Below are 18727 nucleotides of genomic sequence, written 5' to 3' on the forward strand. Positions count from 1 at the left end.
GCCGCGGCTGGCGGCAGTGCGTCACCGGCTGCCCGTACAAGAAGATCTACTTCAACCACAAGACCGGCAAGGCCGAGAAGTGCACGTTCTGCTACCCGCGGATCGAGGTCGGGATCCCGACCATCTGCTCGGAGACGTGCGTCGGCCGGCTCCGCTACATCGGGGTGATGCTCTACGACGCCGATGCCGTGCTCGATGCGGCGTCGGTCACCGAGAACGAGGACCTCTACCCGTCGCAGCTGGGGGTGTTCCTCAATCCGCACGACCCGCGGGTGGTCGCCGAGGCCGAGCGGGCGGGCATCTCCGCCGAATTCATCGAGGCCGCCCAGAGTTCGCCCGTCTACAAGCTGATCGTGGACTACCAGGTGGCATTGCCGCTGCATCCGGAGTACCGGACCATGCCGATGGTCTGGTACATCCCGCCGCTGTCCCCGATGGTCGAGGCGCTGTCGGACACCAGGCACGACGGCGAGTCCGCCGACAACCTGTTCGGCGCCATCGACTCTCTGCGGATCCCGATCGAGTACCTGGCCGAACTGTTCACCGCCGGCGAGATCGGACCGGTCCGGGCCTCGTTGCAGCGGCTGGCCGCGATGCGCGCGCACATGCGTCAGGTGAACCTCGGCGAGTCGATCCGTCCGGAGGTCGCCGCGGCGGTCCGGTTGACGCCGGACGAGCTGACGGCGATGTACCGGCTGCTCGCGCTGGCCAAGTACGAGGACCGGTACGTGATCCCGACGGGGGCGGGTTCCGACGCGCACCGGCTCGACGCCATGGCCACCGGGTGCAGCCTCGACGACGACGGCGGCCCGGGGATGGGCGGGCCGGGCATGACCGCCCTCGACGTCGTCGCCGACAAGTTCCACCTCGTCGGCGAGGACTCCAACGGTGCGGCGCCGGAGAACAAGGAACGGCGAATCAACCTCCTCAACTGGGACGGACGCAGCACCGAGGGCCTCGTCCCCGCCGGCTCGCGGGAGGATTCGTGATGGGAGTGCTCGGCATGCGGCGGTCGCGGCGGGCCGCTCCGGTCGCGGGTTCGATGTCCGAGACCCAGCGGCGCCTGGTGTGGCGGATCGCGGCCCTGGTCCTCGACTATCCACACCAGTCGACGCTGGATCTGCTCGACGACCTGCGTGCCGCGGCTTCCGACCTTCCCGCACCGGCGGGCGAAGGCCTGTGCGCCTGCATCGACCACATGCGCGAACAGGACCCGATCGCGCTGGCGGCCCGCTACGTCGAGACGTTCGACCTGCGCAGGCGGTCGAGCCTGCACCTGTCGTACTACGCGTACGGCGACACCAGGAACCGGGGAATGGCGCTGCTGCGCTTCAAGACCGCGTACCGCAATGCGGGCCTCGAACTCGGCGACCACGAACTGCCGGACTTCCTGCCGGTGGTTCTCGAGTTCGCGGCCACCGCCGACCCGGCGCGCGGCCTGCGACTGCTGATCAACCACCGCGCCGTCATCGAGGTGCTGCGACTGTCCCTGCACGACGGTGGATCCGCGTACGCGAGCGTGCTGGACGCGCTGTGCGCGACGCTGCCCGACCTCGACACCGACGACCGTGCGCAGGTGGTCAAGCTCGCCGCCGAGGGACCGCCCGAGGACACCGTGGGACTCGACACGTACGCACTCGATCCGGCGCTGCACCCGCACATCGACGACTACCCCCCGATCGGAGTTCCCCGTTGAGCACGCTGCTCTGGCTGACCCTCCCCTACATAGCCCTGACCTCGTTCGTGGTGGGCCATGTGTGGCGGTACCGCAAGGACCAGTTCGGCTGGACCACCCGCTCGTCGCAGATGTACGAGTCGCGGCTGCTTCGCCTGGGCAGTCCCCTGTTCCACTTCGGCATTCTCGCGGTGCTCGCCGGCCACGTCGGCGGTGTCCTCATTCCTGCGAGCTGGACGGCGGCGCTGGGCATTTCGGACAATCTGTACCACCTGGCCGCGGTCGGGATGGGGATTCCCGCCGGTCTCGCGACCGTGGCCGGACTGGCCATCCTGGTCTACCGGCGGATCACCGTTCCGAGCGTGCGCAAGGCGAGCAGCACCAGCGACAAGATCATGTACGTGCTGTTCGTCGCGGTGATCGCGACCGGCATGTACAACACCCTCGGCGAGAACCTGGTCCTCGGCCACTACGACTACCGGTCGACGGTGTCTCCGTGGTTCCGCAGCCTTTTCTCGCTGAACCCGCAGCCGGATCTGATGGTCGGCGTCCCGTGGAGCTTCCAGCTGCACGGTCTGACCGTGCTGGCGCTGCTGGCGATCTGGCCGTACACCCGCCTGGTCCACGTGTTCAGCGCCCCGCTGGGATACCTGGGCAGGCCGTACGTCGTCTACCGCAGCAAGGATCCGAAGCGGCCCGGAGGCAATCGCTACGACCGCGCCTGGGAAACCGCGAACCGCAGTCGTGCCTGAACCGGCCTCCTCGCGAGCCAATTTCTGAGCACGGTTGCACGTGAACATGGTTGCGCGAGAACGTGCATCATTCGTGAACACCATGTATCGACCCACGAGAAATCGCCGCATTGTGCAGTGTAATCCACTAGCGTCTGCAGTGGATCGGGATATCAGCGCCCAGCCGGTGACCGGGCACGAGCACGTGACCTGGTAACGACCTAACGGATGAGGTATTTCATGACCGAGATTCGCAGGGCCCGTCGTTCTCAGCAGGCCTCCACGTCGGGGGGACACCGGCGTACGCATTCGAAGAAGGCGCTCGCGGTCGCCGGTGTCGCAGCACTCGGCCTCACGCTCGGTACGGGCACGGCGGGAGCCGTCGTGAACAACGCCAGCAGCATCGTCGACGCGCAGAACAACACCATCGAGGTCAGCCAGGGTGACACGCAGATCACCTCTGTGCCTCCGCTGGACAGCTCACCGCTCAGCCGGGAGTTCTTCCACAGCGGATACGCGGAGGCCAGGATCACCGGCCCCGGGGCCGATGCGATGGAGGGCAGCAAGCTCTCGTTCGGCTACCAGGTCGGGTATCCGATCGCGCTGACCGGCGCCACGATCCAGCTGAACACGCCCGCACTCGGCTTCGAAGTCGAGGGCACCAACGGCCTCGCACTCACCAACCTGCTCACCGCCCCCGACCTCGACCTCGCGGTCGGAGGCAGGGCCGAACTGCTCGGCGACATCATCCCGCAGCAGAACTTCACGTTCGATCTGCAGCCGGGTGGCATCACCGACGTCCCGATCGTCGACGCCAAGGAGTTCAGCGGACCGGGCGCGAAGATCCGAATCAGCGGCGTCCACGGCAGCGTCTCCGGCGCGATCGGTCCGGTCACCCTGCGGCCGTACGCGCGACTGGAGACCGCATCCGGCGACATCGTCATGACATACGGAGCACCCGTCCCGGTCTGATCCCTCCTGCGCCCGCGGCGCCCGCGCACGACGTCCACCCGACAGCGGTGGATATCACGCGCGGGCGCCGCTCGCGTTCGGCCGGTCGGCTAGGTGACCCGGTCCCGCTCCCCTACCCTGTCACGGTGAACGATTCCGGTCCGGCACCCGACGCAGGAGACGCGTTCGCGAACCGAGGCGAGACGGACGACTTCGCCTTGGGCGACCGGCTGCGGCTGTTCGCGTTCGCGACCGCGGAGAAGCGCATCGACTACCGCTGGGTACTGCGCGCGTTCGACCACGCCCGGGCGAACTACGTGGTGCTGCTGCACGCCGGTGAGGTCGAGCAGACGCTGCACCGGCTCGGCCACTCCGCGCTGAAGTCCCCCGACATCGCGCCGCTCCTGGACCAGCTGCACCAGTGGGGCGTGCTCGAACGCAGCTATGACGGATCCCGGGCGGCGACGCTCGCCGAGTACCGCAACCGGCACTTCGTCTACCAGTTCAGCCGGCTCGGATACCAGGCGTTCCGCGCCGTCGAGGACGTGATCGGCGCCCGCCTCGACGAGGCGGCCCTGTCCCGGCTGGCGCTGCCCGACCTGCTCGCCGACCTGCACGAGCTGGCCGACGCGAACCGCGTCGGTGACAGCGACCTGATCTACCGCAAGCTGCGGCGCCTCGACGACACGCTCTCGGACATGGCGACGCGCGCCGCGCAGTTCTATCTCACGCTCGGCGACCTGGTCCGCACCACCGAGATCACGCCCGAGGAGTTCCTCGTCCACAAGGACGCGCTGCTGACCCACATGCGTGAGTTCAGTTCCGATCTGGCCCGGTACGCACCGAAGCTCGCGGCGGCGATCGCGGCCGTCGAGTCGACGGGAGTACCGGCACTGCTGGCCCGCGCGGCGACGAGCGACGAGCGCCTGTTCCTGTCAGTCGCCGACCGGGAAGCCGACTGGGCGTCCCGGTGGGCCGGCCTGACGCAGTGGTTCGTCGCCCCCGCCGGCGGTGACGGCCACTCCCATGGCGGGCTCAGCGAGTCCGATCGGCTGCGGGAGGGCACGATGAGCGCGATCGCGGCGGTGCTGTCGTTGCTGCGCCGCGTGACCGAGACCCGGCGCGGTGGCGTCAGCCGGGAGAGCCAGCTGCGGCACCTGGCCGGCTGGTTCGCCGCCGCCCCCACCGAGGACTCCGCGCACGCCCTGTTCCAGGCGGTGTTCGACCTCGGCCGGCCGCGGCACCTGTCCACCGTGCACCCGGACGCCGACATCATCCCGGACTCGCGGTCGTGGTGGGAGGCGCCACCGGTGGAGATCTCCCGCACCCTCGCCGAGACCGGCCGGGACGCCGCCGTCGGGGCGCCGAGCCGCCTGCAACGCAACGACGCGAGCATCCGCCGGTTGCGCGACGCCCAGCTCGCCGCGCAGCGGGCCCGGGCGGAGGCCGCGCGTTCCCTCGCCGCGGGGGGTGCGTACGACCGCACGCTCGACGACGAGGAGACCGAGGTGCTGCTGAGCCTGCTGACCGCCGCGCTGACGGCACGGGTGCCGGTCAGCGGCACCGTCCGCAGTTCGACGGGATCGGCGAACGGCGTCCGGCTGACCCTCGAGCCCCACGAGGTGTCGACGACGGTGCAGACCACGCGCGGTCGCCTGCACCTGGACCGGCTGCGGGTGAGTGTGCGGTGAGGGCACGCGAGATCTCCCCGCTGATGATCGAGTCGTACCAGCGGGCGGCCCGGGTGGTGCTGGCCAATCATCTGGTCACGACCTCCTATCCCGATCCGCTGGCGCTGCCGCTGGTGCGCCGATGGGCCACCGAACTGCGCGACGACCTGCTCGAGCTGTTCGGGTACCGGCTCGAGATCACCGAGACCACCGCGCGCCTGTTCACCGCCGCGGACCGCCTCGACGCGACGATGCCTGCCCGCACCGCCAACGGGCGCCCCTTCGACCGCCGTCGCTACGCCTATCTGGCGTTGGCGCTCGCCGCGCTCGGACGGGCGGGCAACCAGATCACCCTCTCCGAACTCGCCGACCACGTCGCCGCGGAGGCCACACAGGTGCCGTCGGTGGAACTGTCCACCGAACGGGCCGCGGACCGGGACGCGTTCGTCGACGCCGCAGGCTGGCTGTCCGCCCGCGGGGCGATCGCCCTCGCGGACGGCGACGCCGCCGGCTGGGCGTCGAATCCCGAAGCGGGAGAAGCGCTCTACGACATCAACCGCTCTGTGGTGGTGGCGTTGTTCCGGCCGCCACGGGCACTGCAGCACCTGTCCTCGGTCCGGGGCCTGCTCGCCACGCCGACCGAGGAGTCGGCGACCCGCGAGACCGCACGCCGGGTGCGCCGGGCACTGGTCCAGCAGCCGGTCGTGTACGCGGACGATCTCGACGACGACGAGCGCCTGCAGCTGGCGTTGCCGCGCACCGCCGCCGACGTCGAGCTGCTCACCGGGCTGGTCGCCGAGCGCCGCGCGGAGGGCATCGCCCTCATCGACGCGTCCGGCAGGCTCTCGGACGTCCGGTTCCCCGGCACGGGCACGATCGCGCAGGTGGCGCTCCTGCTGGCCGGAGAGATCGCGGACCGGATCCTCGACGTCGACGCCCCCGAACCGCTGCGGCTCCCGGTCCCGATGGCCCGGACCGCGGATCTGGTCGCCCAGCTCGACTCGGCGATTCCGCAGGCGAGCCTGCTCCCCGAGCTCAGCGACGCGGCGCCCGACCCGGCCCCGGCTGCCCCGGTATCGGCGCCGATCGAGCCGGCGCTCCACCCGTTCGTCGAGGACAGCTGGATCGAGACCGCCGTGACGGACCTCGTCGAGCGCTTCGGGCGGACGTTCGCCGCGCAGTGGCAGGCCGACACCTCCGGGTTGCGGCGGCGCGCCGTGGACCTGCTCGACGGCCAGCGGCTGGTGCACATCGTCGCCGGCGGGGTGCTCGTGCTGCCGGCACTGGCCCGCTACCGCGGTGTCACGGTGACGGTGCGCGAGCGTGCCCCCGAGCTCGACCTGTCCACCGATCCCGTCCCGACCCCGGTCGTTTCCACCGAGAAGTAGAGGCTGATTACGCATGGCGAGTGCGCGTTTCCGACCGACCCGCGCGGGGATCGTCAACCTGTGGGACTACCGGGACCAGGAGTTCTCGTTCGCCGACGGCCGTCTCGTACTGCGCGGCCCGAACGGTTCCGGCAAGACGAAGGCACTCGAGGTCCTGTTCCCGTTCGTCCTCGACGGCCGCATCGAACCGCGCCGGCTGAACCCGTTCGCCGGCGAGGAGCGGACGATGAAGTCGAACCTGCTCTACCGCGGCGACGACAGCGCCCACTCGTACGTGTGGATGGAGTTCGCCCGCGGCAACGACGACGACCCGGAGGCGGTGACCGTCGGGATCGGCATGCGCGCGACCCGGCAGAACGACAAGGTCACCCGCTGGCACTTCGTCGCCGACGGCCGCGTCGGCGTCGACTTCTCGCTCATCGGGGCCGGTGACCAGCCGCTGACCAAGAAGCAGCTCGCCGAACAGATCGGCGGCGACGCGATCACGGACCGTCCGGTGGACTACCGGGCGGCGATCGACGCGCGCCTGTTCGGGCTCGGTGCGCAGCGCTACGACCAGCTGATCACGCTGATCCTGACGCTGCGCCGACCACAGCTGGCGAAGAACCTCGACCCGAAGGGCCTGTCGCAGGCGCTGACCGACGGCCTGCGCCCGCTCGACGACCATCTGGTGGTCGAGGCGGCGCGCTCGTTCAGCGACATGGAGGAGGTCGGCCGGGCCCTCGAGGGGCTCACCGAGGCGGATCAGGCGACCCGGTCGTTCGTCGGGGTGTACACGAAGTACCTGCGGCAGCAGGCGCGCACGGATGTCGAACAGGTGTCGCGGCGGCTGGAGACGGTCGACGCCGCCGTGACCGCCGTCGGGGACACCGCCGTCGCGCAGACCCGACGGCAGCAGGAACGGGTCGAGGCCGAGGAGCGCGCCACCGCGGCCGAACGAGCCCTCGACCTCGCCCGCGCGGAACTCGAGACCCTGCAGCGGTCCAGCGCCTACGAGGGCAAGCAGCAACTCGACGACCTCGGTGCCGCCGTCGCGGACCTGCGCAGGTCCACCGAGCAGCAGGCCGACAAGGCCCGCAAGGCACAGGCCAGCCTCGCCCAGCGGGCGGAGGAATCCGCCCAGTCCACGACCCGGGTCGAGCAGGCCACCCACGCGCTCTCCCGCGCCGAGGACGACCTGCAGGCCGCTGCCGTGGATGCCGGCATCGAGTGGGCCGCGCTGCCCGACACCGCCCGAGGCGACCAGATCACCTCCGCGGTGCGCGGCCACGCCGAGGAGCGCTCCGGGGACGTGCGGGCCGTGCGCGACGCGATGGTCGGCGTCGAGAAGGCCACCACCGAGCGAACACGCGCCGAGCGGGCCGCGGATCGGGGCCGGGAACTGCTCGAGGCGTCGACCACGGCGGTCACCGAGGCCGCGGCGGCGGCGAAACTCGCGCGCAGCGAGTGCGAGACCACGATCCGCCGGTGGTGGACGGCCCACTCGTCGCTGTACGCGACGGTCGGGGTCTCGAGCGATCTGTTCGTCGCGCTGCACGAGTCGGTCCAGACGATCGGCGACGACGAGGGCGTCGGCTTCCCCGAGTTGCTCGCCGACCACGTCACCGACCCCCTCGACACCGTCCGCGCGCGCCGGTCGCGGGCCGAGTCCGAAGCCGCGGAGTCCGCGGCCCTCGCCGCCGATCTCACGGCGGACCGGGCCCGCGTCGCCGCCGAGCACGACGACGCGCCGCCGCCGCACCCGGAACGCACCGGCGATCGCGACGGCCTGCCCGGCGCGCCGTTCTGGCGGCTGGTCCGCTTCGCCGACGGCGTCCCCGCCGCGGACGCCGCCGGCCTCGAATCCGCACTCGCGGCCGCGAACCTGCTCGACGGCTGGGTGCTGCCCGCGGACGGTCCGCTGCCCGCGCACGATTCCGAACTGTTCCTGGCGCCGCTGCCCGCGGGCAACCGGCCGGAGGGCGCCACACTCGCCGACGTCCTCGTCCCGGAACAGGACACCGCCGTGCCCGAGGAGCGGGTGGCGGCGCTACTGGCTTCCATTGCGCTGCAAACCGATTCGGACTCGCTCGTGGCGGTCGGCTCCGACGGAGGGTTCCGGCAGGGCATCCAGCTCGGCCGACACACCAAGCCCGACGCCGAGTACATCGGCGCCACCGCGCGGCAGCGGCGCCGCGAGTTGCGCATCGCCGAACTCGACGCGGCGATCGAGCAGGCGCACCGGCGGCGGCAGGACGCGCTCGCCGAGCAGTCCGCCGCCGCGGACCGGTACGCATCGCTCGTCGCCGCCGGAAAGGCACTGCCCCGCGCCACCGGCGTGCTCGCCGCGCTGCGTTCGGTCGCGGAGGCGGCGGGTGCGCTCCGCACCCGGCAGGAGGCCGCGACGACGGTCCAGCGTGAACTGGACCAGGCGATCGCCGACCTCGCCACTCAGGACCGCAGACTCCGCGAGACCGCCGCCCGGCACCGGGTCGGCGACCCGGCGCGGGACCTCGACGCCCTCGCCGCCGCGATCCGCCATTTCGAGAAGCAGGGCGACCTCGTCGTCCGCTGCCGGCGCGACCGGGAGAAGGAACACGAGCGGCTGCGCGAGGCCGAGGACCGGCACGCCGAGGCCCGGGACGTCGCCGAGGAGTTCGCGGAAGAGACGGTGGCCCAGCAGGAGAAGCTCGAACAGCAGGTGCAGCGGCTCGAGACCCTGCGGGAGGCGCTCGGCGCGAGCGCCGAGGACATCGACGCCGAGATCGAACGTGCTCGCGCCCGGATCGACGCGTGCACCGCCGAGCAGCGCGCGGCCCGCAAGGCACACGAGGCGGCCGTGGTGGCGATCGGCAAGGCGGAGGGCGCACACGGCGCCGCGGTCGAGTCGCTGCGCGGTGCGGTGACCGAGACCCGCTCGGACGCACAGCGTCTGGCGCCGTATGCGCGCCGTGACCTCCTCGAACTGCTCGGTGTCGAGGGCTCCCACGCGTGGCCCGCCTCGGATGCCGCGTGGCTGACCAGCGACCAGCTGGTGTACCGGATCCAGACCGATGCCGATCAGCCCGCCCCGGTGGTGCCTGCCGAGGTCTCCGCCCTGCACGAGGCTCTCGAGGCCGCCACCGCAGGCGTCAAGGTGTCCGAGGCCGCGGGCAAGTCGACCCGCTCCGCCCTCACCGGAGCGCTCCAGGACTTCGACGCTCGCCTCGCCGCGGCCGGCCAGGACTACCGACTGCGCTGGGACGCAGACGGTTTGACCACCGTCACCGTCCAGCACGACGAGGGGCACTCCTCGATCGGCGCCTTCGCGGCCATGATCGCCGCGCGGCGTGACGACCAGCAGCAACTGCTCACCGAGTCCGAACGCCGGATCCTCGAGGACGCTCTGCTGACCGGGCTGGCGCAGCAGATCCACGAACGGACCGTCGACGCGCGCGACCTGATCGCTCAGATGTCCGCGGAGATGCGCGGCCGGCGCATGTCGTCGGGCAACACGATCGGTGTGCACTGGGTCCTCGCCGACAACCTCGACGACAGCGCCCGCGCGGTGTCCAAGCTCCTCGACCGCGACGCGTCCGCGCTCGGACCCGACGAACTGGCCACCATCCGTGGACATTTCGCCGCCCGGATCCGGGCGCTGCGCGCCGCGCATCCGGAGCGGGCCTACCCGGAGATCCTCACCGAGGCGCTGGACTACCGGCGCTGGCGAGTGTTCTCGTTCAGCCTGATCGCCGGCGACGGCACCGAGGAGAAGCTCACCGTCGCCCGGCACGGTGCGCTGTCGGGCGGCGAGCAGTCGGTGTCGCTGCACCTGCCGCTGTTCGCGGCCGCGCACGTGATGCTCTCGTCGGCGGATCCGCATGCCCCGCGCCTGCTCGGTCTGGACGAGGCGTTCGCCGGCGTCGACGACAACGGCCGCAGCGAACTGCTGGGGCTGAGCGTCCAGTTCGACCTGGACCTGTTCATGACCGGCTACGACCTGTGGGTCACCTACGCCGGCGTGCCGGGGTGCGCGCACTACGACCTGTCCCACTCGACGCCCGAGCACTCGGTCAGCGCAACGCTGATGGTGTGGGACGGTGGCACCTTGCTGTCCGAGCACGACGGCACCGACCTCGCCCGCGCACTCGGATCCCCGCTCCGGCGGCGAGCGCTCGAGCCGGGCGGGCTGGACCTGGCGGGGGTGTGAGCCGGAACCGGCTGTTATATTGGCGCCCATGGACATCGAGGTCGACAGAATCTAGCCACCGAACTGCCGGTGGCTTTCACGCGAAGAGGGCGCCGAGTGCGCCCGCAGTGAATGACCTCACCCATTCGTCAGGGGTTCCCGAACCGCACCGTGCGGTCCTTGCCGTTCCCTTCTGACCGGGCCACTCCGGCACGTTCGCGTCGCACCGATCATCGGTCACGTCCTGCCACCGAACGATGTCGGCTGTCCCGGTCCGTCCGGCTGTGTCGCGCCACGACGGTTCCGTTCGGCTTGCGTTGCCGGCGTGCGCGTCCGGGCATGTGCCCGGTTCCTCCACGACGTCCCGTGATCGGTCGCTTCCATCAGCACTGCTGATCAGCCACAGCCGCCGAAGGAGATCCCCGATCATGTCCATGAAGTCCGCCGTCACCCTGAAGAACGTCACATTCCAATGGCCGGACGGCACAACCGCTCTCGACAACGTGAGCGGCACCTTCACGCCCGGACGCACCGGCCTCGTCGGCCGCAACGGTGCCGGAAAGTCCACCCTGCTTCGCCTCGTCGCCGGCCGCCTCGCTCCCACGTCGGGGCGGATCGACACGGCCGGCGACGTCGGCTACCTGCCGCAGACGCTGACGCTGGGGAAGGACACGACCGTCGCGGAACTCCTCGGAATCGACGGCATCCGCGCCGCCCTCCGCGCGATCGAGTCCGGCGACGTCGACGAGCGGCACTTCCGCGCGATCGGCGACGACTGGGACATCGAGTCGCGTGCGGACGAGGGCCTGCACGAGATCGGCTTTACCGCTGCGGATCTCGACCGTCGCGTGGACGAGATCTCCGGCGGGGAGGCAATGCTCATCGCCGTCACCGGCCTGCGGATCCGCCGCACCCCGATCACCCTGCTCGACGAGCCCACGAACAACCTCGACCGTCCCACCCGCGCGAAGCTCGCCGAGTTCGTCGACTCGTGGCCCGGCACTCTCGTCGTGGTCAGCCACGACCGGGAACTGCTCGAACGCATGGAGAACACGACCGAACTGCACAGCGCCGATCTCGAGACTTTCGGCGGCCCGTACAGCGCGTGGAAGGAGCATGTCGAGCAGCAGCAGGCCGCCGCCGTGCAGGAAGCCCGCTCGGCCCAACAGGCACTCAAGGTCGAGCGACGTCAGAGAACCGAGGCCGAGACCAAGCTGGCCCGACGTGAACGCACTGCGAAGAAGACCCAGAAGGACGGCGGTATCCCCCGGATCCTCGCCGGAAACCGCGCGAGCAGGGCACAGGCCTCCGCCGGGACGATGCGTTCGACACTCGACGACAAGGTCGCCGCCGCACAGGCGGCCGCCGATGCGGCCGGCGCTCGCGTGCGGCGAGACGAACACATCCACCTCACTCTCCCCGACCCGGACGTGCCGCGGGGCCGACGCCTCGCCGAGTTCCACGACGGAGACCGGACGATCGTGATCCAGGGACCCGAGCGCGTCGCGCTCGTCGGCCCCAATGGCGCCGGGAAGTCGACACTGCTCGAACAACTCGTCCGCGGGACCGCCGCACTCTCGGGGCGCGCGCACGGTGCGCTGCTCACCGACCGGGTCGGGTACCTGCCTCAGCGACTCGACAACCTCGACGAAGCCGCGAGCGCACTGGAGAACGTTCGGGAGGTCGCGCCCGGAACACCCGTCGCCACGATCCGCAATCAGCTCGCCCGCCTGCTGCTCCGCGGTAGCAGCGTCGACCGGCCCGTCGCCACGCTCTCCGGTGGTGAACGCTTTCGCGTGTCACTCGCCACGCTGCTGCTGGCCGAGCCACCCGCGCAACTGCTGATTCTCGACGAGCCGACGAACAACCTCGACATCTCCAGCGTCGAGCAGCTCACCGAGGCACTCGACGGCTACCGCGGTGCGATTCTGGTCGTCAGCCACGACGACGAGTTTCTGGACGGGCTCGGTGTCGATGTCACCCTGGAGCTCGACCGGAACGGACGCATCGGTCGTCGTGACGCGCCGCGTCCCGGTTCGGACGCCGTGAGGTGATCGCCGAATCCCGTGCGTCGGGGCCGGGGTGTGCGGGCGGCGGCGCGGCTACCCTGAACTCCCAGGAGGCTGCGCCATGCTGCACGTCGCCCTCCTGGGCGAACAGGCGATCATCGACACGGAGTCCGGGGACGCCGTGTCCAGGTCGCCGCGCGCGGTGGAGCTGCTCGCGTATCTGGTCGCACACGCCGGGATTCCGCAGCCGCGACAGCGCATCGCGGCGACGTTCTGGCCCGACTCCCCGGACGGTCAGGCACTGACGAACCTGCGCCGCGAACTGCACCACCTGCGCCGCACGCTGCACGACACGCCGTCCCTGGTCGTGTCCGCCACCGACCTGTGCTGGCGCGACACCGACGGCGTGCGCGTCGACGCCCGCGTGTTCGCCCGCGAATCCGGCGCGGCCCGGGCCGCGGCCGAGCACGGTGACGACGACGCGACCGACGCGCACGCCGCCACTGCGGTGGACCTGTACCGGGGGCCGTTCCTGCCCGCCGGCGAGGGCGACTGGGCCGCCGACACGCGGAACGACCTGGAACAGCGGTGCGTCGAGCTGTGTGACCTGCTGGTCGACGTCCGCGCCCGCACCGGGAACCTTCCCGGGGCGATCCAGATCGCGCGCCGGCGGGTCGCGCTGCGGCCCCTGGAGGAATCCGGGTACCGGACACTGATGTCGCTGCAGGCCGAACTCGGTGACCGCGCCGGCGCGGTCCGCACGTACCACCGCTGCGCGGCCGTCCTCGAGCGGGAGCTGGGCGTCGATCCCGACCCCGCCACCCGGTCGGCGTTCGAGCGGCTGCTGGGTCCACGGGCCGAGCGCGGCGAACCGGATCGCGCACCGCCGCCCACCGGAAGCCGTGCGGCACCGCTCGTCGGTCGCGACACCGAACTCGCCGACCTCGACGCGGTGTGGCAGCGGGCCGGCGCCGGGCACGCCGAACTCGTCGTGGTCCGGGGTGACGCCGGGGTCGGAAAGACCCGCCTCGTGGCCGAGCTGACGCGTCGGGTGCGCCGGCAGGGCACGCTGGTCGCCCGCAGCCGGTGCTTCGCGGCCGCAGGCAGGTTGCCGCTCGCTCCGGTCGCGGACTGGCTGCGGGAACCGGCGATCGCGGGCCGGGTGGCCGGCCTCGACCCCGGGGTGCGCGGCGAGGTCGATCGGCTGACCGGTACCGGTGACCGTGCGGCCACGAACACCCCGATCGGGATGGCGGACGCGTGGCGACGGCACCGGTTCGTCGACGCCCTGGCCCTGGCGTTGCTCGCCGGTGGGCGACGGACCCTGCTCGTCGTCGACGACCTGCAGTGGTGCGACCCGGAGACCCTCGACTTTCTCGGGTATCTCGTCACGGCGAATCCGCGCGCACCGCTGCTCGTCGCCGCGACGACACGCGGCGAACCGCCCGAACTCGCGCATCGGCTCGCCCGGCTGCGGGACGGCATCCCGGTCACCGAACTCGCCCTCGCCCCGCTCGGCCCCGACGCGAGCGCCCGGCTCGCGGACGCCCTCGCAGGCCGCGATCTGTCCGATGCGGACCATGCCGTGCTCCACGCCGGCACCGGGGGGTTCCCGCTCTACCTCGTGGAGGCGATGCGCGCGGGTGGACCGACGTCCGGCGGGACCTCCACCGTGCCCGCGGAACGTTTGGGTGAGGTCCTCGACGCCCGGCTGACCCGGGCCGGTCCGGACGCCGAGGCGATCGCGGGGCTCACCGCGGCCGCAGGCCGGGACGTCACCCTCGACTTGCTGGTCGAGGCCGGTGACCTCGACCCGCCCGCCGTGGTCCGCGCGGTCGACGCCCTGTGGCGGCATCGGATCCTGCGCGAGACCGGACGTGGCTACGACTTCACCCACGACCTCCTGCGGGACGCCGCCTACGCGCGGATCGACCCACCGCACCGGTGGCTGCTGCACCGGCGCCTCGCGCAGGGGCTCGAACTGCTGCACGCCGACGACCCCGACCCGTTCAGTGCCCAGCTCGCGCGCCAGTACGACCTCGGCGGCCGACCCGACCGCGCGGTCCCCCACTATCTGCGGGCGGCCGAGATCGCGTCGGCGACCTTCTCGTACGAGGAGGCCATCCGGCTGCACCGGTCCGCGGCGGCGGCCGTTCGGGCCGCGCCGGACAGCGCGGCGACACGGCGCCGGGAGCTGATGGTCCTGGAGGCGTCGGCGGCGCCGCTGACCGCCTCCCGCGGCTACGCGTCGCCGGAACTGCAGGAGGTCCTCGAACGGGCGGTGGCCCTCGCTGAGCGTCTCGGTCACCGGGCGTCGCTCGTCGCAGGGCTGGTCGGGCTGTGGTCGTCGCGTTTCGTGCAGGGGCGAAATCCCGAGGCCGCTGCGGTCGCGGCACGGGCGCTCACGATCGCCGAGGACCTCGCGGATCCCGACGCCTCCGGCGCCGCACACTTCGCGTGTGGCGGGGCCGCGGTGACACTCGCGCACCCGGACGAGGCCCTGCGGCACTTCGCGGCGGCGGACGAATTGAGCGGCGGGGCGCGCACCCTGTGGGTGGGGGCCCGTTTCGACGTGCACGCCCGGGCCTGGTCCGCGCACGCCCAGGCACTACAGGGGCGCTGCGTCGAGGCACGGGAGGCGGCGGACTCGGCGATCGCACTGGCCCGCGACGTCGACCAGCCGTACAGCCTGGCGGTGGCGCTGGCGTACGGCGCGGTCACCGCCCAGTTGTGCCGCGAACCGACCGGGCTTCGCGAGACGGTCACCGAACTGCGGTCGTTGTGCGAGCGGTACGGATTCGCCTACTACCGGGAGTGGGCACTGGTCCTCGACGGGTGGTCGCGGTCGCGGCTGGACCTCGCGACGGACGGCATCGACCGTCTGCGTGCGACCGGGGCGTTCGCGCGGATGCCGTACTGGCTCTCCCTCCTCGCCGACCTGCACGTCCGGGCGGGGCGGCTGGACTCGGCGCACGCGGTGATCGACGCCGCGCTGACTGCGGCCCGCGCCCGGAGCGAACTGTGGTGGGTGCCGGAGGTGCTGCGCCGGCGGGACGAACTCGAACGCACCGTTCGGGACCGCCCGTGACGGGCCGAACGCTCCGCGAACGCCGGCTTCCTAGCGTCGGTCACATGGCGTCCGACCCACGGACACCCCACCCCGAAGGACCGATTCGTCATGACCACCACACTCGACCACTCCGAACTCGCGGCCGCGCTCCGTGGTCGGCTCGTCACCCCGAGCGATCCCGACTACGACCGGTCCCGTGCCGTCTACAACGCGATGATCGACCGCAGGCCCGCCGCCGTCGCGTACTGCCGTGACGCAGCGGACGTCGTGGCCTGCGTGCGGTACGGGCGGAAGAACGGACTCGAACTCGCCGTCCGCGGCGGCGGCCACAATGCCGGCGGTCTCGGCGTGTGGGACGACGCGCTGGTCATCGACCTGTCGCAGATGCACAGCGTCACCGTCGATCCCGAGCACCACACCGTCCGTGTCGACGGCGGTTGTGTGTGGGGCGACGTCGACCACGCGACCGTCGCGTTCGGGATGGCCACCCCGTCCGGCTTTCTCGCCTCGACCGGTGTCGGCGGACTGACCCTCGGCGGCGGGATCGGCTACCTGTCCCGGCGGTTCGGCCTCACCGTGGACAACCTGCTCGGCGCCGACGTCGTCCTGGCCGACGGCACCTTCGTCCACGCCGACGCCGACAACCACCCGGACCTGTTCTGGGCCCTGCGCGGCGGCGGCGGCAACTTCGGAGTCGTCACCTCGTTCACGTTCCGCTGCCACGACATCGGCGAACACGGCATCGTCATCGGCGGGCCCGTCCTCTACGACATCGCCGACACGGACGCCGTGATGCGCTGGTATCGGGAACTGATGCCCGCGCTGCCCGAGGAGCTCAGCGGCTGGATCTCGGTGCTCACCGTCCCGCCTGCGCCGCCGTTCCCGGAGGAACTGTGGGGTCGCAAGGCGTGCGGCATCGTGTGGTGCTACACCGGTCCGCACGATCGCGCCGACCAGGTTCTCGAACCGGTCCGCAGCTTCGGTGACCCGATGCTGGTCGGCGTGCACGAGCTGCCATTCACCGCACTGCAGAGCGCCTTCGATGCGTTGTATCCCGCTGGGCTGCAGTGGTATTGGCGGGCAGACTTCTTCCAGGAGATCAGCGACACGGCGATCGGGGTGCACGAGAGGTTCGGTGCACAGCTCCCGACCGGGCATTCGACGATGCACATGTACCCGATCGACGGCGCCGCCGCCCGCGTCTCCGACGACGACACCTCGTTCGCCTACCGGGACGGCGGCTGGGCCGGCGTGATCGTCGGCGTCGATCCCGACCCCGCGAACGCCGACACCATCACCAGGTGGGCCAAGGACTACTGGACGGACCTGCACCCGACGTCCGCGGGCGGCGCCTACGTCAACTTCCTGATGGACGAGGGCCGGGACCGTGTCCGGGCCGCCTACCGCGGCAACTACGACCGGCTGGCCCAGGTCAAGCGCCGCTACGACCCGGAAAACGTCTTCCACGTCAACCAGAACATCACGCCGGCGGCGAACTGAACGGCCGATAGGCATCGCGCGGGGCGCGTGGTCTGCTCCACAGGACCGCGCCCCACCGCGAGACCTACGGATCCTGCCGGGTGATCGCGGCAGGGCGCACGCTTCATCGACGCACCACCGTCACGACGAAGGACCCCGGAACGGCCCGAAGCCGTGTCCGGGCCGCGCCTCACGTGACACCATGGTCCTCGTGGCCTACCTGGTGAAACCCGGACATCGCGCCCCGCCGGTGACCGCTCCCGTCCCGGCCGACGAGTCCCTCCCCCGCGTCTGCGTCATCGGTGCCGGATCGTCGGGCATCGCCGCGGCGAAGGCCCTCTATCTCGCCGGGATCCCGTTCGACTGCTTCGAGAAGGGCAGCGTGATCGGCGGCAACTGGGTCTACGACAACCCGAACGACCAGTCCGCCTGCTACGAATCGTTGGAGATCAACACCTCCTGCCCACGCATGGCCTACTCGGACTTCCCGATGCCGGCCCACTACCCGCCGTACGCGCGACACGACCAGGTCCGCGCCTACTTCGACTCGTACGTCCACCATTTCGGGTTCGGGCACACCATCACCTTCGACACCACCGTCCGGCACGTCACGCGCAACCCGGACGGTACCTGGTCGGTGCACACGACCGGTCCGGCCGGCGAGCACGTCGGCACCTACGACGCCGTCCTCGTCGCGAACGGCCACCACTGGGACGCGCGGTGGCCCGAGCCCGCCTACCCGGGCACCTTCACGGGAACGCAGATCCACTCCCACGACTACCGCAGCGCCGACCAGCTCGCCGGCCGGGACGTCGTGGTCGTCGGCATGGGCAACTCGGGCCTGGACATCGCGGTCGACGCGTCGAGGGTCGGCAGCAGCACCACACTGTCGGTGCGCCGCAGCCACTGGGTGCTGCGCAAGATGCTGTTCGGCCGGGCGGCCGACCAGGTCGCGCTGCCCGGCTGGATGCCGTGGTGGGTGACGGCGGCCAGGCTGCGGATCGGCGCGGTCGCGTCCGGGAGCCTCACCCGGTACGGCCTGCCGCGGCCGGCGCACCGGCCGGGTCAGGCGCATCCGGTGCAGTCCGAGCAACTGCGTGCGCGCCTGAAGGCAGGCGCGATCACCCCACGCCCCGGAATCGCGCGATTCGACGGTGACACAGTGGTTTTCACCGACGGAAGCAGATCGCGAGCGGACCTGATCGTGTGGGCCACCGGCTACCGGGTGAGCTTCCCGTTCCTCGACCCGGATCTGATCCGGGCCCGCGACAACGATCTGCCGTTGTGGAAGCGGACCGTGCACCCGGACCTGCCGGGCCTGTACTTCCTGGGGCTCCTGCAACCGGTCGGCGCGGTGATGCCGCTCGTCGAGGCCCAGAGCGCGTGGATCACCGAGATCCTCACCGGCCGGTACCTGCCGCCGCCGGAGGGCGAGATCCGCGCACAGATGACGGCCGAGCACGAACGCAACAAGCGGCAGTTCTACGCCTCGCCCCGCCACACCATGGAGGTCGACTTCGACCACTACCTCTGGGACCTTGCCCGGGAACGAAAGCGAGGCGCCCGCCGCGCCCACGCGCGGTGATCCGGGCGGCCGCTCCCGAGGC

At 71.4% G+C, this 18727-nt stretch carries 11 protein-coding genes; all 11 read left to right on the forward strand.

The genetic code is table 11. The features are described from left to right. A partial coding sequence (locus ACWDU4_RS09840) for a 4Fe-4S dicluster domain-containing protein (RefSeq protein ID WP_450113707.1) occupies positions 1 to 989 on the forward strand: 989 nt, incomplete at its 5' end. Beyond that, positions 989 to 1696 carry a nitrate reductase molybdenum cofactor assembly chaperone gene (gene narJ / locus ACWDU4_RS09845; RefSeq protein WP_450113708.1) on the forward strand — a complete coding sequence of 236 codons (708 nt, stop codon included), beginning with the start codon at positions 989 to 991 and terminating at the stop codon, positions 1694 to 1696. The genes ACWDU4_RS09840 and narJ, both read left to right, overlap by 1 nt. Then, positions 1693 to 2427 (forward strand): respiratory nitrate reductase subunit gamma, encoded by a 735-nt coding sequence (gene narI, locus ACWDU4_RS09850; RefSeq protein ID WP_450113709.1) that lies wholly within the window; start codon positions 1693 to 1695, stop codon positions 2425 to 2427. Before narJ ends, narI begins: the two co-directional genes overlap by 4 nt. A gap of 219 nt (positions 2428 to 2646) precedes the next feature. Further along, positions 2647 to 3378: an MspA family porin gene (locus tag ACWDU4_RS09855; protein ID WP_450113710.1), complete on the forward strand. Its 732-nt coding sequence runs from the start codon at positions 2647 to 2649 to the stop codon at positions 3376 to 3378. 209 nt (positions 3379 to 3587) lie between these two features. Then, a complete protein-coding gene (locus ACWDU4_RS09860; RefSeq protein ID WP_450113797.1) occupies positions 3588 to 5048 on the forward strand; it encodes a TIGR02677 family protein in 1461 nt (486 codons plus the stop codon). Then, positions 5045 to 6415, forward strand: coding sequence for a TIGR02678 family protein (locus ACWDU4_RS09865; RefSeq protein ID WP_450113711.1), 1371 nt, complete (start codon positions 5045 to 5047; stop codon positions 6413 to 6415). Before ACWDU4_RS09860 ends, ACWDU4_RS09865 begins: the two co-directional genes overlap by 4 nt. 13 nt (positions 6416 to 6428) lie before the next feature. Further along, a complete protein-coding gene (locus ACWDU4_RS09870; RefSeq protein WP_450113712.1) occupies positions 6429 to 10583 on the forward strand; it encodes a TIGR02680 family protein in 4155 nt (1384 codons plus the stop codon). Between the two features lie 407 nt (positions 10584 to 10990). Beyond that, positions 10991 to 12616: an ABC-F family ATP-binding cassette domain-containing protein gene (locus ACWDU4_RS09875; protein WP_450113713.1), complete on the forward strand. Its 1626-nt coding sequence runs from the start codon at positions 10991 to 10993 to the stop codon at positions 12614 to 12616. A gap of 76 nt (positions 12617 to 12692) precedes the next feature. Continuing rightward, positions 12693 to 15659 (forward strand): ATP-binding protein, encoded by a 2967-nt coding sequence (locus ACWDU4_RS09880; RefSeq protein WP_450113714.1) that lies wholly within the window; start codon positions 12693 to 12695, stop codon positions 15657 to 15659. Between the two features lie 90 nt (positions 15660 to 15749). Then, the gene (locus ACWDU4_RS09885; RefSeq protein WP_450113715.1) at positions 15750 to 17141 is read left to right on the forward strand and encodes an FAD-binding oxidoreductase; all 1392 of its coding nucleotides are present in this window, start codon (positions 15750 to 15752) and stop codon (positions 17139 to 17141) included. Positions 17142 to 17331: 190 nt separating this feature from the next. Then, the gene (locus tag ACWDU4_RS09890; RefSeq protein WP_450113716.1) at positions 17332 to 18705 is read left to right on the forward strand and encodes a flavin-containing monooxygenase; all 1374 of its coding nucleotides are present in this window, start codon (positions 17332 to 17334) and stop codon (positions 18703 to 18705) included. Positions 18706 to 18727 lie beyond the last annotated feature (22 nt).

It is taken from the genome of Rhodococcus sp. NPDC003348 (genome assembly GCF_053589375.1).